Source organism: Clostridiisalibacter paucivorans DSM 22131 (genome assembly GCF_000620125.1).
GTDB lineage: Bacteria > Bacillota > Clostridia > Tissierellales > Clostridiisalibacteraceae > Clostridiisalibacter > Clostridiisalibacter paucivorans.
Genome location: NZ_JHVL01000014.1, coordinates 17942 through 34071, shown reverse-complemented (window position 1 = coordinate 34071; position 16130 = coordinate 17942). Strand labels below are relative to the sequence as shown.

16 protein-coding genes and 1 riboswitch are annotated in these 16130 nt (G+C 30.5%); of the genes, 2 read left to right on the top strand and 14 right to left on the bottom strand.

Annotated features, from left to right (window positions below; translation table 11 throughout):
* Nucleotides 1–16: 16 nt before the first annotated feature.
* The 7 genes from Q326_RS0106780 to Q326_RS0106750 form a co-directional block, all read right to left on the bottom strand.
* Entirely contained in the window at nucleotides 17–1489 is a 1473-nt protein-coding gene (locus Q326_RS0106780) for an ABC transporter permease (RefSeq protein WP_026894690.1), read from the bottom strand.
* 13 nt (nucleotides 1490–1502) lie between these two features.
* Nucleotides 1503–1811, bottom strand: a complete 309-nt coding sequence (locus tag Q326_RS0106775; RefSeq protein WP_026894689.1) for a hypothetical protein — start codon at nucleotides 1809–1811, stop codon at nucleotides 1503–1505.
* A gap of 1 nt (nucleotide 1812) precedes the next feature.
* Nucleotides 1813–2343, bottom strand: coding sequence for an RNA polymerase sigma factor (locus Q326_RS0106770; RefSeq protein WP_026894688.1), 531 nt, complete (start codon nucleotides 2341–2343; stop codon nucleotides 1813–1815).
* A 45-nt stretch (nucleotides 2344–2388) separates the two neighbouring features.
* Nucleotides 2389–3132, bottom strand: a complete 744-nt coding sequence (locus Q326_RS0106765; protein WP_026894687.1) for a hypothetical protein — start codon at nucleotides 3130–3132, stop codon at nucleotides 2389–2391.
* Nucleotides 3125–5260, bottom strand: coding sequence for a M1 family aminopeptidase (locus tag Q326_RS0106760; RefSeq protein WP_026894686.1), 2136 nt, complete (start codon nucleotides 5258–5260; stop codon nucleotides 3125–3127). Before Q326_RS0106760 ends, Q326_RS0106765 begins: the two co-directional genes overlap by 8 nt.
* The gene (locus tag Q326_RS0106755; RefSeq protein WP_026894685.1) at nucleotides 5253–6131 is read right to left on the bottom strand and encodes an ABC transporter ATP-binding protein; all 879 of its coding nucleotides are present in this window, start codon (nucleotides 6129–6131) and stop codon (nucleotides 5253–5255) included. The genes Q326_RS0106760 and Q326_RS0106755 overlap by 8 nt, the downstream gene beginning before the upstream one ends.
* Before the next feature lie 123 nt (nucleotides 6132–6254).
* Nucleotides 6255–6758, bottom strand: a complete 504-nt coding sequence (locus Q326_RS0106750) for a metal-dependent transcriptional regulator (protein WP_205687656.1) — start codon at nucleotides 6756–6758, stop codon at nucleotides 6255–6257.
* Nucleotides 6759–6902: 144 nt separating this feature from the next.
* Between Q326_RS0106750 and Q326_RS0106745 the strand changes: the two genes are divergently transcribed.
* Both Q326_RS0106745 and feoB read left to right on the top strand, forming a co-directional pair.
* Entirely contained in the window at nucleotides 6903–7142 is a 240-nt protein-coding gene (locus Q326_RS0106745; protein ID WP_026894683.1) for a FeoA family protein, read from the top strand.
* 14 nt (nucleotides 7143–7156) lie between these two features.
* Nucleotides 7157–9304: a ferrous iron transport protein B gene (feoB, locus tag Q326_RS0106740; RefSeq protein ID WP_026894682.1), complete on the top strand. Its 2148-nt coding sequence runs from the start codon at nucleotides 7157–7159 to the stop codon at nucleotides 9302–9304.
* Between the two features lie 30 nt (nucleotides 9305–9334).
* Here the strand turns inward: feoB and Q326_RS0106735 are convergent, their stop codons facing one another.
* The 7 genes from Q326_RS0106735 to Q326_RS0106700 all read right to left on the bottom strand — a co-directional run bounded on the left by Q326_RS0106735 (nucleotide 9335) and on the right by Q326_RS0106700 (nucleotide 16108).
* Nucleotides 9335–10030, bottom strand: coding sequence for a hypothetical protein (locus Q326_RS0106735; RefSeq protein WP_034601464.1), 696 nt, complete (start codon nucleotides 10028–10030; stop codon nucleotides 9335–9337).
* A gap of 107 nt (nucleotides 10031–10137) precedes the next feature.
* Nucleotides 10138–10533: a hypothetical protein gene (locus Q326_RS0106730; RefSeq protein WP_026894680.1), complete on the bottom strand. Its 396-nt coding sequence runs from the start codon at nucleotides 10531–10533 to the stop codon at nucleotides 10138–10140.
* Nucleotides 10534–10804: 271 nt separating this feature from the next.
* Nucleotides 10805–11329, bottom strand: coding sequence for a nitroreductase family protein (locus Q326_RS0106725; protein WP_026894679.1), 525 nt, complete (start codon nucleotides 11327–11329; stop codon nucleotides 10805–10807).
* Nucleotides 11330–11346: 17 nt separating this feature from the next.
* Nucleotides 11347–12795, bottom strand: coding sequence for an aminotransferase-like domain-containing protein (locus Q326_RS0106720; RefSeq protein WP_026894678.1), 1449 nt, complete (start codon nucleotides 12793–12795; stop codon nucleotides 11347–11349).
* Nucleotides 12796–12876: 81 nt separating this feature from the next.
* Nucleotides 12877–13491 (bottom strand): LysE/ArgO family amino acid transporter, encoded by a 615-nt coding sequence (locus tag Q326_RS0106715; RefSeq protein WP_026894677.1) that lies wholly within the window; start codon nucleotides 13489–13491, stop codon nucleotides 12877–12879.
* Nucleotides 13492–13707: 216 nt separating this feature from the next.
* Nucleotides 13708–14028, bottom strand: coding sequence for a hypothetical protein (locus Q326_RS0106710; protein WP_156936263.1), 321 nt, complete (start codon nucleotides 14026–14028; stop codon nucleotides 13708–13710).
* A 158-nt stretch (nucleotides 14029–14186) separates the two neighbouring features.
* A riboswitch (cobalamin riboswitch) is annotated at nucleotides 14187–14373 on the bottom strand.
* Nucleotides 14374–14725: 352 nt separating this feature from the next.
* Complete coding sequence (locus Q326_RS0106700; RefSeq protein ID WP_026894675.1) at nucleotides 14726–16108, bottom strand: tryptophanase; 1383 nt, start codon at nucleotides 16106–16108, stop codon at nucleotides 14726–14728.
* Nucleotides 16109–16130 lie beyond the last annotated feature (22 nt).

Here is a 16130-nt window from a genome sequence, read left to right as displayed (position 1 = left end):
TCTAAATCTATGTTTATCAATTGACAACTTTTTTCATATACCTTTTATTCCATATATATATAGTAAATATAACAATGCCTATAGATAAAACAGTATAAAAAATTCTATTTCTAATAATCTGTGGCTGCCATTTGATATAATCCTCATAATATCCCAATACATTAAACCTAATCATGAATTTTGATAATCCATAGTCTCCCTTAAGAGGAAGTACTGAAACCCCATATAAAATTCCCTGTATAATTATAGTCAATATGGGTCTATTTAAAACAATTGACAATAGCATACCTATCGCAATAGTAAACATTACCGTGGGCAATACCCAAATAAATATATATTTATAAAAAGCAAATAAATCCACAGTATAATTGAAATTTGAAGATATAAGGTAAAATCTATATGTAGCATGGGTTGCAACCAATACATAACATAAAAGTATGCAAATACATACTCCTATATATTTAGATAAAATAACTGTCTTTATAGATGTTTTATCTCTATTTATTAAAGCATCCATCTTTTGCCTCTGCCTTTTTGAAAATAAAAATGCTGCTATAAATATAGCATAAAATCCCGCTGTAAGTCCCATATAATCAGAAAAATATCTAGCATATGCATTAGTTATTTTATCCTTATTTATGATCTCACCAAATCTTTTTTCCGCATCTTCATAGGAGAGCCTTTTGCGATATATATATTTCCTTTCATTTTTAGCAAATTCAGTATTTCCTCCCATTTTATTATTTAAATCATCTAAAATTCTCTCTATTTCATTGTATTTTATATTAGTATTTAGATTGTCAAATTCATCTATTCCGTTAGAGCTAATCCTTTCCATAGCTATTTCAATAGCCTTTCTTTGAGTATTAGATAAATCTTCATATTCACTAGAAAATATCCCTATTTCAATATATCTTCCTGTTGCTAAAATATTCGTCATATAATCATAAATTGCATCTATTTTTTCATTTGGATCTTTTATATCTTTGTATCCATAATGCAATATTAAATCATCCATACATTCTTCTTCAGATAACCGTTTTATATCATAGATGCTATTTCTTCCTAATTTATCATCTAATTTTTTAGTTAATTCTATGAATTCATCATATGAAACTAAACTTATTACATTTCCTCTTTCATCTACTTCATCTCTAAAAATTTTATTCTTTGTTGTTTCCATAATTGACTTCTCTAATTCAGACAATGGAACCCATCTCTTAGAAAAAGTATTGTACTTCAAAGTTACCCCATTATTAATATTATATTCCATATGATAAAACACACTATTCATAATACTATCTTTATCTGCCGATATAATAGTCTCGTTACTTTCTTTTAAATTACTAGGGATAGGCTTTAAAGGATTATATTTATTAGGTGGCTGAAATTGCGTCATATACATAAGTATTACAACTATTAAAAATGCATAAAATGTCATACTTTTCAACTGATATTTTATTTCTTTTCCAACTAGATTCCAAAACATTTTTACACCACCCTTAAGATTTAGCACTTCTATTTTCTTTTATATCTAAACTTAAATAATTTTCATAATAGCTACTAAATCCTAATAAATAAATTCCCATAATAGACATCAGTCCCATACTAAATTCTTTATTCACAAAGCCAGCCATTAAAATAATTATAGCCCCAAGAATAAATATACCTATAATTTTAAGTCTTTTTTGCTTTAATCTTTTTATGTCCTCTATCATATCTTCTTTTATGTTTCTCTGATATTCCAGATATCTAACCTTATTCCAAACACCATCAATAAACTCCCTTTCCCTTTCATTTATTGGTTTCATTTCAATACCCCCCCTTTTCAAGTAGACATTTCAATTTTTTTCTAGCCCTATAAATCAATATTTTCATTTGAGCAAGGTTTTTTCCCATGATTTTTGCAGCTTCTTTATATTTAAAGCCTTCATAATCTATTAAATATATAGCAGTTCTATAACTGTCATTTAATTTATTTATACTTATATTTAACAAGTCCTTATCTTCCTTTTCAATAACCCTCTCTTCAGGGCTATTGAGATCAACAAAACTGTCATCTTTATATAGCACAATTCTATTTTCTTTTCTTATATAATCAATACTCTTATTTCTTATGATAGTAAATAAATATGTCTTAAAAGAATATTTATCGTTATATCTGTCTCTATAGACGTATATGTAGGCAAAACTCTCTTGTACCACATCTTCAGCCATATATCTATCGTGTAAAAACCTCTTTGCAAAGGAGATTCCCGTATTTCTGTATTTTAATATTAATTGTTCAAAGCTGTATTTATCTCCATTTTGGAATTTTGTCATTAAAACTTTATCTTCATTCACTTATGTCCCCTCCTTTGCATATAAAACTTAAATATACTATAGAAGTCATTGAATACGATCCAATTTTTTAGCTGCAAATAAAAACAATCCTATACCAGATATAATTAATATAATCCTACTATAAATAAAATTCAATGGCATATTATATGGAATCTCTCCATTATTAAAAAAATTTACTTGAAGATAAAGGCCATGGCTTGATATAAAATTATTTCCACATATATCTATCCATATAGGAAAACCAAAATTCATTGCACAACTAAAATAAATCACTGGAATCATAAAATACAATAGCTTTACATTTATTTTGCCCATAACCATAGCTATTCCCAATACAAATATAAATGGAGGTAATAAAAACAATAATATGGGTTTTATAAATACAGTAAAGTCATAATAATTAAATAGTACCCCATAATATATAAAACTCATTATTATTGGTATCAATGCAGTAAGTATAAATACCAATCCTATTGAAATTCCCTTTAGAAAATAATATTCTATCTGAGAAAAGAGAGTAGCCGAAATAACCTTCCTTACTGCCATTTCTCTCTCATCAAAAACTGATATACATAAAAGTACTAATATAACTAATAACAATGGTGTAATAAGAGCTATAAACTCCGAATAACTCCACCTAGAAAAGGGAGCTGTATTATATGTTCCACTTATTATAAGTCTCATTAATATATCTATAGTAAGCAATGATAATATTAAAATCATATAGAAATATTTTTTATTATACATAATCCTACGTATCTCATACTTTAATAAATTTATATTATTCAATGGATATCATCTCCTTATTTAATCCCATCTGTTCAAGAAAATCATCATATGTTAACTCTTTTAAAAAATATTCTCTATAAATTCTCGATATATTCTCCAGAAATACCTCTTCACCCAATATTTCTTCTCCCTTTAGTAGTTTAAGAGGCATTTCATAATAAACTTGTCCTTTTATTTTTTGCATCTGAAGACTATCCCTATAACTTTGTTTCAAATTCTTCATTTCTTCAGGATTCATCATATAATATCCCTTATTAGATCTTTCATAGGCATTTTCCCACATACTTAAATTGGAATATGCTAAATTCTTTCCAAATTCTTCTTCTATATATTTATATGAAGAATAATTAGTTATACCTTCATTACTCCAAGGTATTTCTTGTACACATTCCACAGCACTTCCCCACCACTGATGTGCAATTTCATGGGCAATTATTTTCACATCATGTACAAATACATAGTCATGCATATCAAATTCCCTGTTGACCATATACTCTGCAAAGGTGATCACATTTGCAGAAGAATGTCCTCCAGGTTTATATACAGATGTTTCAACTATCTTCAATGGAAGTTCTTTACTATAATATGGACCGAATTTTGCACTATAGAATTGAACCATATTCTTTATTAGACTTCCAATTTCCTTATCTTCTATATACCGTTTATGTTTTGGACTATAGTAAAATTCAATTTCTACATCATTTACTTCAAAGGCTGTCTTTTCATACTCAGCTGCAAAAACTGCCATATCAGTATTAAAAGATTTCATAGCATACTTCCATTTATTTTTTGCATTTTTCTGTTCTATACCTGTTGTTTTACCCGGTGTAACCACAGTTAATTTTTTAGGGGCAGTAATAGAACCTGAAACCTCAACATAGTCTTTTCTGTCTGTTAAAGGTCTAAATATCCAATTGGAATTCTCTAGTAGGTATACACTATCTTCACATATATATCCTCCAATTGCCCATGGCGCATCATATTTTATTTTACCGTTATAATATATATCGATATCTATATGCTTATCCTTTGGAATATCTATCTCAACAAGATTGGTTTTCTCTATCTTTTTATAGCTTCCCTGTTTATTGTTTACTTTTATATCTATTATATTTAACCCTTCATTTGTATCGAATCTGATATAATTAGCATTTTTTATATTCTCAAACCCATAGGACAAATGGGCTGACATACTCTCATCTTCACTATCCAATTCCACATCTGCAATAATTTCCTTTAGACTTATATCTTCATCTATATTTTCTGAATTTGCAGTCATAGATGGATATGTCTTCATATATGGCTCCTTAGACCAAATAAATATGCTACTAATTACAAAAAATATAAATAATAAAACAGGTATTTTACTATTTATATTCATCCTAAAGGAACTAAATAGGTTTTCATCATATCTCCTTCTACTTATATATCCCAATATAAAAACTCCACTGGATATAAATAGCCATAATATTCTATTGTATATAATTAGTTTGCCCACTGGTCTTATGCCTGCGAAATCAGAAAATACTGGTATCACAGTATGCACCCATGATAGTAGATAGTTCTTAGAAAATATATTAATAAAAAACAGAACCAATATAGATATAAAGGTTATATCCATACTGTCACTAATCATGTATATACCACTACTTAGTAATATGGAAAATAGTATGGCGGGAAACAAAATTGTGCCATAGCAATAGATGTATATGGAGATATCTATTGGAATTTTAAATATAAATATTTGCATTGCAAATGATAGTATAAGTAGTATTAAAGTCATGATAACACTATAAAAGATCAATGTTATTATCCTAATTAAGTTTAATTTAGCATAGTCTAAACTTGAATCTATAATACACCTACTTTCCTTTCGTAGATCTCTACTCAATATAAATACTGCTAACATCGCAAATATCAATACACCACTTAAAGCCCCATATCTTGCAGTACCTAATCCCATGGTCATGGCAGTTTTTCTCATATTATGTAAAAACATCTCATTGGAATTATTTATAGAGTTTATACCCCATAGGGAAATCAATATATTTAATCCAATCATAGATAATATTAATTTAGATTTTACAAAAAATTTTATTTCATTTCTGAACAATTTTAAATTATTCATCTAATAGCGCTCCTTCCTTAAGCATACAATATACATAGGCATCCTCAAGAGATGGTGTTATTTCTGTACAGTAATTTGGAAGTTCCTCTCCCACAATCCTATATTTGATACCCTCAGGAGTAACTACAGTAGATATAATTTTGAAATTTTCTTCTATAATCTTGTCTTCATCATTGCCTATCTCTACCATCCCTACATGTCCTACTGCCTTCTTTACCAATTCACTAGGAATTCCACTAAACAAAATTTTACCTTTATTCAATACTATTAGATAATTACATATAGATTGTACATCTTCGATTATATGGGTAGACAATATAACTACCTTATCTTTGGAACCCTTTGAAAAAAGATTTCTAAATTTTATTCTCTCCTCTGGATCTAATCCTACCGTAGGCTCATCAACTATAAAAAGTTCTGGATTATTTAGCATAGCCTGTGCTATACCAACCCTTTGTTTTTGCCCCCCAGAAAGAGTCTTTATTTTTGCATTGCTTTTCTGTTCTAAATTTGTTTCCTCTATGCAAAGCTGAACTCTTCTTTTCCTATTTTTCGTTATTCCTTTTAAACAAGCCATATAATCTAAAAACTCGTAAACTGAAAGTTCATCATACAATCCAAAATCTTGGGGCAAATATCCTAGCCTTTTCTTTAAATATCTAAAGTTTTTATATAGATTTTTACCATCAACTGTGATTTTTCCTGAAGTAGGCAATGCTTGTCCTACTAAAATCTTCATAAGGGTACTCTTACCTGCTCCATTTGGACCTACAAGCCCTATCATAGCCGGTGTTTTCATATTTATATTTATATCCTTTAGAGCCTTTACCCCTTTATATGATTTATTTAGATTTTTAATATTAATTTCCATTTATATCACTCCTTCACCCTTTATTCGATGAAACAGTATAAAAGTTACACCTATTTTTTTATAATTAAAATACACTATATAAATTGATAAAAGGGCAAAAAAATTTGAGTTTCTTCATATAAACTAGAATATCTGCATATCTTCCGAAAATTTCTCTTTGAAAATATAATACTTCTTTAATATATATGGGTTCATAGCTAAAAATTTGTTCAATAAATATATACTTTCCAATGTATTTAGACTTATATCATGTTCTATCATTTCTGTGTCTTTAAGCCTAGTCTCTTCTATTCCTAGATTTTTTAAGAATTCATCTATAATTATATGTCTCTTCAATAAAAATTTACCTATTTCTTCTCCCTCTTTGGTCAATTGGACAATACCATATCTTTGATATGCTACTAATCCTAACCTATTTAGCTTCTGTACTATTTTAGTAGCCGATGGAGGACGTACATTTAATTTTTTAGCCAATTGATTAATCCTTACATAATCCTCCTCTATACAAATTCTATATATCATTTCTAGATAATCTTCCATACTAGAAGTTAATAATTTACTTTCTGCATTTAAGATTTGATATCCACGAACTGTGTAAAACTCCTTATCTTTTTTCAATTCTTTCATCTCTCCCTTATTTTTTTACTTTTACATATAACAAATATAAACATTTTTGCATATCTTAATTATTAGTTATAGGAAATAAAGTTTCCTATAACTAACTTATGAAACAAACAAATAAAAAATTATTGAAAAAAGGAGATTTTTCTTATGAATAAAAATTTAATTCCATTAAATCAGTTGCCTATTGGTTCTCTTGGTAAAGTAAAACAAATTATAGCGGAAGGAAATTCCCACAGAAGAATGTTAGATTTAGGTTTAATTCAAGATACAACTATCACCTCTTTAACTAAAAGCCCTGCTGGCGATCCCATAGCATATGAAATTAGAGGTGCTGTAATAGCTCTAAGATCAGAAGAATCTTCAAAAATTTTCGTTGAATCAATTTAAAGGAGGTCTTATAATTGGGTTTAACAAGTCAATCAACAGGATTAAACACTCTAAAAGAAAGTTTCAAAGTAAAATTAGACTCATCTGATGATATTGTAATAGCACTGGCAGGTAATCCTAATACTGGTAAAAGCACAGTGTTCAATACTCTCACAGGACTTAAACAGCATACAGGAAATTGGCCCGGCAAGACTGTTACCAATGCTCAAGGTAAATATATCCATAATAATAAAAATCATGTCATAGTAGATTTACCTGGCACATACTCTTTGCTTGCAAATTCAGTGGAAGAAGAAATAGCTAGAGACTTTATTTGTTTCGGTAATCCCCATGCGACAGTAGTTGTGACCGATGCTACCTGTTTAGAGAGGAATCTCAATTTAGTTCTTCAAATATTGGAAATTACAGACAAAGTAGTGGTTTGTGTAAACCTTATGGATGAAGCTACCAGAAAGAGAATTCATCTGGATCTTGATAAATTAAGTGAGCTCCTGGGAGTCCCAGTGGTGGGCACTATCGCAAGAAAAGGTAAAGGATTAGAAGAGTTGAAAGATACAGTAGAAAAAGTAGCCAATGGAGATATCAAAACTAATCCCAAAACAATAATCTACAATGATACAATAGAAAAATCTGTTGCATTAATAGAAGAGCATGTTAATAATTTAGTAGATAATAAAATTAATAGTAAATGGGCATCCCTTCGCCTAATAGATAGAAATGATTCTATATTGGCATCAATGAATAAATATCTCAATTTTGACCTATCTAAAAATAAATTATTAGAACAAAATCTACAAACCATCAATACTGAATTACAAGAAAAAAATATATCTAAGGATAATTTAAGAGATTATATAGTTTCAAGCATTGTAAAGACAGCTGAAAATATTAGCAATGAGGTTGTCCATTTTAATAATAAATCCTATAATCAATTGGATAGAAAGATTGATAATATACTGACCTCTAGGTTTTTAGGCATTCCCATTATGATAGCACTTTTGGGTATTGTATTTTGGATTACTATTAAAGGTGCCAATGTTCCATCAGCTATGTTAGCCAATGGACTCTTCTGGGTCGAAAGTAAATTAAGTATATTGCTCAACAATATGGGTACCCCTATATGGATACATGATATATTAGTATTGGGTTGCTATCGTACCTTAGCATGGGTAATATCAGTAATGCTTCCCCCAATGGCTATATTTTTTCCATTATTTACTCTACTTGAAGATTTAGGATATCTACCAAGGGTAGCTTTCAATTTAGACAATTTCTTTAAAAAAGCGTGCGCCCATGGAAAGCAAGCATTAACCATGTGTATGGGGTTTGGATGTAATGCTGCTGGTATTATCTCCTGTAGAATCATTGATTCTCCCAGAGAACGGTTAATTGCAATTATTACTAATAATTTCGTCCCATGTAATGGTAGATTTCCCACACTTATTGCCCTTGCCACTATCTTTATAGCTGGTACTAGTGGTACATTTAGTTCTGTTAAAGCTACTTTAGCAGTATTAGCTACTATTATACTAGGCGTATTAATCACTCTATTTATATCTAAAATATTATCTAAAACAATTTTGAAGGGTCTGCCTTCCTCATTTACATTGGAACTTCCCCCTTATAGAAAACCTCAAATTGGAAGGATAATTGTGCATTCCATATTTGACCGTACTCTATTTGTATTGGGAAGGGCTATAATAATTGCAGCACCTGCTGGATTAGTTATATGGATTATGGCAAATATATCTATTAATAATATAAGCCTCCTAACCCATTGTGCTGAATTTTTAGACCCCTTTGGAAGACTTATTGGAATGGACGGATATATTATAATGGCATTTATTCTGGGTTTACCTGCTAATGAGATAGTTATTCCAATATTAATAATGAGCTATATGTCTAAGGGTGCTATGTTGGAATTAGAAAGTTTAAATGAAATGAAACAATTATTTATTGATAACGGATGGACTTGGTTAACCGCTGTTTGTGTAATGTTGTTCTCTTTAAATCATTGGCCCTGCGGCACAACTCTGTGGACTATTCATAAAGAAACTCAGAGTTGGAAATGGACTGGGTTATCGTTAATAATACCAACTATTACAGGCATTGTATTATGTTTTATTGTAGCTCAAGGTGTAAAGGTATTGGGGTTAATATAAAAAATAACACGGAATATTCCGTGTTATTTTTCATATTTCTGTTCCAAAAATAGCTAAATCTTGATTCCATAGGCTAAATTTATCCCTATCCCAATCTAAAGTTGTCTGGATATATCCCAAAGCATCTGCATTATATCTACCTGCAATCCTTTGATAAATTAGCAGCTCATATACTCCATCGGAATCAAAATCTACTGGGTAAAGACCACTTATGGGATTTACAAAACCTTCTATAGGCCTTTTTAGTTTGCCATTGTCATCATATATTTCATCTAAATAATCCTTTCCTTTGTTGGATATGTCAATCAAGTATTTGATTTGATTTGTAACATTTACTACTTCAACCTTATAATAATCTTTATAATTAACATCATATTTATATGTTTCATTGAATACATTGTAGTCGAACAATAACCTAGGTCTATTCATTAAATATGAATAGATGTAATAATACATAATTCCTCCACTTCCTCCTGAGTTAATACCTATCAGTATATCTTTCACTCTATCTCCAGTAAAATCTCTTAAAGTCAGTGTTGGATTATATCCTGCATCAGTCTCAAGGGGAATGCGATCAATCATACCTGTTCTTCCGTCTTGAATTACAAGGTTAATATTTTGTACAAAGGGACTGTCGGGAGTTTTAGTTCCTGTAAGATATACATTATCTGGGATTCTATCACCATTTACATCTCCTCTAGCAAAGGATACTACCATAGAATTCATAATATTACTCTCCTTTTAAAATTCCATATTTACTACTATCCTATGCTATAATAAAAAAAATGTTTTTTTCATTATCTATAGATACCAAAACACTATTCCGTTATCTTTTACACCTCAGCCTTAGCTTCTTTTTTAAATTTTCTAATAAGCCAAGTAGCCTTAATGCCCTTCATACTAATAACTACCAATAACAATGCTAAATATATATTCTTTCCCCCTTGACCCATACCAAATTTATTCATAGCCGTCACTATCAATCCACCTAAGCTAAGTAAAAATAACAATACTGCACACAGCATATTTGGAAACTTCTTTAATATTAATGACAATATCACCAACACTAAAACATCTAAAATAGCACCATAATTCTGTAAAAATACTACTAAAAATAGAAATTGTATCATGGCAAGTCCAATGAATGCATTTGTTACTGTCTTTATGGTTTTTATAGCATCCTCATATGTAACCATTTTTGATTCTTTATCGCCAAATATCTTAAACATTAATACACCTCCACTTCTTATGTACTTTATCTTTTGTTTTATGTAGCTCTATAAAAATAATTATTACTTGATAATGCAGCTATCTAGCAGGTAAGAATTCCCAATGACAACATACAGTATTCTATAATATTAATTTCTATTGGTAAATAGTACCCTTTACTTAAATGTGAATATTTTATCTATATAAAAATAGGAATCCCTAAGGATTCCCACCATCAACTAATAACTAATACCTACTAGCTACTAACTTTTTTATCTTTTTATACCCTAATTATATCCTATACTTATTCATATATACCTTGTCAAATCTCAATTCTTCTTCAGTATGGGGAGATTTTTGTTCATCGGGATATCCCACTGCAATAATACACTCTATCCTCTTATTTTTAGGCACATTTAATATTTGTTGAATATATTCTTCTGCTGTTTTTCCCAAGCCATGTTGTCTTTCTCTTATTTGTATCCAACATGAGCCAAGTCCTATAGATTCTGCTTCCATCTGAATAAGTATAGATGCAATAGAAGTATCTTCTACCCATACATCACTTTTTTCTTCATCTCCTAAAATTACAATGCCCAATGGTGCACCCTTTAAAAATAATCCTCCATGTTCTTTAGCTTTGGAAAGCTTTTCTAATATGCTCTCATCTGTAATAATAATAAATTCCCAAGGCTTCTTATTTTTTGAACTTGGTGATAAAAGGGCTGCCTTCATTAATTTATCTATTTTTTCCCTTTCAACTTTCTCTGTTTTAAATTTCCGAATGCTCCTCCTCTTTTTTAAAATATCTAACATAAATCATCCCTCCATTTTTATTTACTAGCTTTCTTTACTAAAAATGCAAGCCTCTTTAATCCTTTATCCAAATCACTCAATGAAGCATATGAATATGAAATCCTTAAATATTGATTATTGGAAAAACCATATATCTTTCCAGGATTTATCAACAAATTTTCTTTTAATGCTTCAGAAAACAAGTTGTTTATTGACACCTTTTTATTAAGTTTTGTCCATATATAAAATCCACCCTTTGGTTTTTGCCAAGTAGCTATATCTGAAAAATATTTGTCAAGGGCTTCAAGTGCTACTTTTCTTCTAATCCTCAACTCTTTCCTTACTTGATGTAAATATTCATCATATAACCCACTGTCAATCCAGTGTGCTAATGCCCATTGTGCCAGAGAACTAGATCCATAATCTGTCTGCATCTTTATGTCTCCCAGTCTTTCTATAACTGATTCTGGTCCCACTAACCACCCTATCCTCAATCCTGCCGACAATGACTTTGATATACTTCCCATATATAATACTATTCCTTTGCTGTCCATACTTTTTATAGCATTTGGAGGCTCTTTATCTAACCAAAGTTCTCTATATACATCATCTTCTATAATAGGCACCCTTTCACTTTCACACCTTTTTAATATCTCTTCCCGTCTCTTTTTTGTCATAGTTATTCCCGTTGGATTGTGAAATGTGGGTATTGTATATAGAAGTGCCATATTATTTCTATTTCTCGATACAACTTCATTGGGTATCGCACCTTGATTATCCATTGAAATTCCCTTTAAATTCATTCCAGCAGACTGAAAAACATGAAGAGACTTTAAATAAGATAAATTTTCTATAAATACCCTAGAACCAGGATGCAAAATGCCCAAAGATATTAATTGTAGAGCCTGTAAAGAACCAGAAACTATTAATATAGATTCTGGGGAAACATATATGCCATATCTCTTTAGATACTCACTCAATACTTTTCTCAAATACAATAGCCCTTTAGGCTCTTCATACCCCAGAGAATATATTTTCTTTGATATCTTCATTAACACCTCACTGAACATTTCCCGTGGAAATAGTTCTGGAGATAACTCTCCTGTCCCCAATCTAATTATATCACGGTGATACTCTAACTTATTTATTAGCTGAATAGTAGGCAAATTAGGCCTGTGAATACCTGCTTCTATATATTCATACCAATTTGGGGGTGGTGTAGAAGTCAATAATGACCAAGTATTATTAACAATAATAGTACCCCCACTACCTCTAGATTCTATTATTCCCTCTCCCTTTAACTCATCTAATGCCTCAATAATTGTGCTCCTGTTTACATCGAATAGTGTTGCTAACTGTCTTTGGGTTGGTAATTTAAATCCTACGTCCCACTCTCCATCAGATATTTTATCTTTAATATAATCTATTATTTGTCTGTAAACAGGTATATCTAAATCTCTATTTGGTTTCCAATTTATATTTGTCATTATATCACCTCTGAAGCGAAATACTGCTCAAACAATCTTTTAATTAGTATACAATAGTTTTTGCTCAATATAAGTCAAAATCTAAAAAAATGTACTTATAAAACTATAACCCAACTTCAAGCCATAATATATAATAATACTACCGCATACAATATTAATTACCTTTATCACTCTATCATTAAATTTATTCTTAAATATTGAAACTATAGTGGTTAATCCACTAAACCACAAAAATGATGCCAGACAAACCCCTAATATAAAAAGCCTTGAACCCTCTACAGGAAGAGAAGCTCTAAATCCTCCCAAAAGCAATGAGCCATCTATCAATGCTTGAGGATTGAGCCAAGTAACTGCAAAACATGTGGATGCTATCTGCAATAAAGACTTATTTGTATCGATTTCATTATTAGTCTCTGGTTTACTTTTTATAAGTATTATACCAATATATATAACTGCTAAACTTCCAACCAATAATACTATTGTTTTTAATAATTGAGACCTGTCCATCAATAAACCCATACCAAAAAAACATGCCAATGCCAAGGAAATATCAAATAAAATTACTATAAGTGCAACTTTATATGCCCTTACTTTTTCTTCACTAATTGCAGTATTTATTACATAAAGGTTCTGCATTCCTATTGGTGCCACATAGGCTAATCCCAACATAAATCCATGTGCTAAAAATCCAAACATTTTTACCCCCCTATTATAGTATTTACTGAAATATAAATCCCCTTTCTCATTTCTTACACATATTTATTATAATAATTAATCTAATAAATGTCTCCAACCAAAAACTATATATTTATACCAACCAAAATATTCTATAAAAATAAAGAATCCTTTCTGCTAATGCTTAACACATCAAAAGGATTCTTAATGAATGATATTAAAAATTTATGTAATTATTTAACTAACAAGCTTATAAGGTGCTTTAAAAATCTCTTTTCTCAACTTATTTACTTTGTTCAAGTCACAATACAGTTGAGTCTCTATGATTTCAGTGCCTAAATCATGATTAAATGCAGTATTGATAACACTCATTGAAAAAATATCACTTAATGTTATTGAACATATATCCATTTCTTCAGCATATTTTTTCTCAATTAACTCCAAGTCTTTATTTATTTGATCAATAATATCATCTATGAAATCTTTTCTTATATATTTTTCATATTGATACATCTTTAAATATAATATATTCAAACTTGCATAAAATTTTTTAATCACCATATATCCCTCCCTTTCCCATTTGACAAAATAAAAAAACCAGCCTATGTGCTAGTTATTTTCACTAAAAACAAAACCCTTTTTCATCAAAAGGGTATTATAGTCAAATTGAAAAATTACTTCAATTTTTATAACACCTTCCCATCCTCGTGGAAATAACAGCGCATCTACTATTGGCAGGTCTCCTGACTTAAGTATAAACATAAAACTTCCCTTCCCATGCATCAGCACAGTGGCAATGAAGCTTTATTAACTTTAACAGTGGCGGGACCGTGTTGGATTTTCACCAACTTCCCTTTTAATTGATGTAATTACATACATCAAACCAATAGTCATAGTATTTAGTTTTTTATTAGTATAAATCAAGTATAGCACTGCCATCATAGTATGTCAACAAATTCAATCTAAAGGATAGTGTGAAGTTGCTGTAGGTTTTTATAAAATAGAGATTTCCCACATCTAGAGGAACTCTTTTTTTATTTTTTGTAATTTTACCTACAATAATTTTACTCTAAGTTATATTCTCAGATTATTGCCAAATATATAGTTATAACCAAGGTGTAAAACAAAAAATGTTTCACAAAATTTATTGAAAAATAAAAAAGTTAGTAGTAAGTAATTTAATGATAAAATCCATAGAATTTCAACCATCAACTACTAACCACTAACTATACTTATATCTTTATTTAATTTTTCTTTACTTAATTGGCTTTAAACTTGCTTGAAAATGTCTAAGAATAGGTGGTTCCCATGTAATTCTATAGCCCTTCACTTCACTTGCCCTATCTTTAATTGCTATCAATGCATCAGCCATGACATCGATATGGGCCTGTGTATAAACCCTTCGTGGTATTGCTAATCGTGTAAACTCAAAATCAGCATGTAGCTGTTCCCCTGTATCGGGATCATTCCCCAGCATATAAGAACCTATATCACATGTACGGATACCTGCTTCCTTATACAGTTCAATGGCAAGGGCTTGCCCTGGAAACTCATAATATGGAATATGGGGGAACATAGCCTTTGCATCTACAAATACACCATGCCCTCCCACTGGTGATTGATATGTTATCCCAGCTTCATCAAGACGACTGGCTAAATACTCCATTTGACCAATGCGATACCTCAAATAATTTTCATCGATTCCTTCATAAAGTCCAATTGCTAAACTTTCAAGTTCACGACCTGAAAGACCACCATAGGTGACAAAACCCTCAAAGGAAATAGTGCGCCCCTTACAATCTTGGAACAATTTTTCATCATCTTTAATTCCAACTAATCCTCCCATATTTACAATGGCATCTTTCTTAGCACTCATAGTAAACATATCTGCATAACCAAATATTTCCTTTATGATTTCTTTGACAGATTTATCTTCATATCCTTTTTCCCTTTGCTTGATAAAATAGACATTTTCTGCATAACGAGCAGCATCAATACATAACTTTATACCATGTTTTTTACAGATTTTAGATGTTTCTTTCATATTTTTTATAGATACTGGCTGACCACCAGCAGAATTATTTGTTATTGTCATAATAACAACAGCAATCTTATCTGCACCGTATTTCTTAATCAAAGATTCTAATTTCTCTACATCCATATTTCCTTTAAATGGTACCCTTTTAGATGGATCTCCAGCTTCAGGAACAACACAATCAATAGCCCTTCCCCCTGCTAATTCTACATGGGCCCTTGTTGTATCAAAATGCATGTTTGAAATAGAGTACTGACCCTCTTTCATCAATAGACCAAAAAGGACCTTTTCTGCTGCACGACCTTGGTGTACTGGTTGTATATATTTATAGCCAAAGATATCTTGAGCTGCGTCTATAAGCTTATAATAGCTTGATCCCCCTGCATATGCTTCATCGCCTCTCATAACACCAGCCCATTGCTCTTGACTCATAGCATTTGTTCCGCTATCTGTCAATAAGTCAATATATACATCCTCCCCCTTGAGATTAAATGTATTATACTTTGCCTCGGCAATCTTCTGTTCCCTTTCCTCACGACTGAGCATTTTTATAGTCTCTACCATTTTGATTCTAAATGGTTCCGGTACATATTTTGCTACCACAACAAAACCCCTCCCCTTTTAT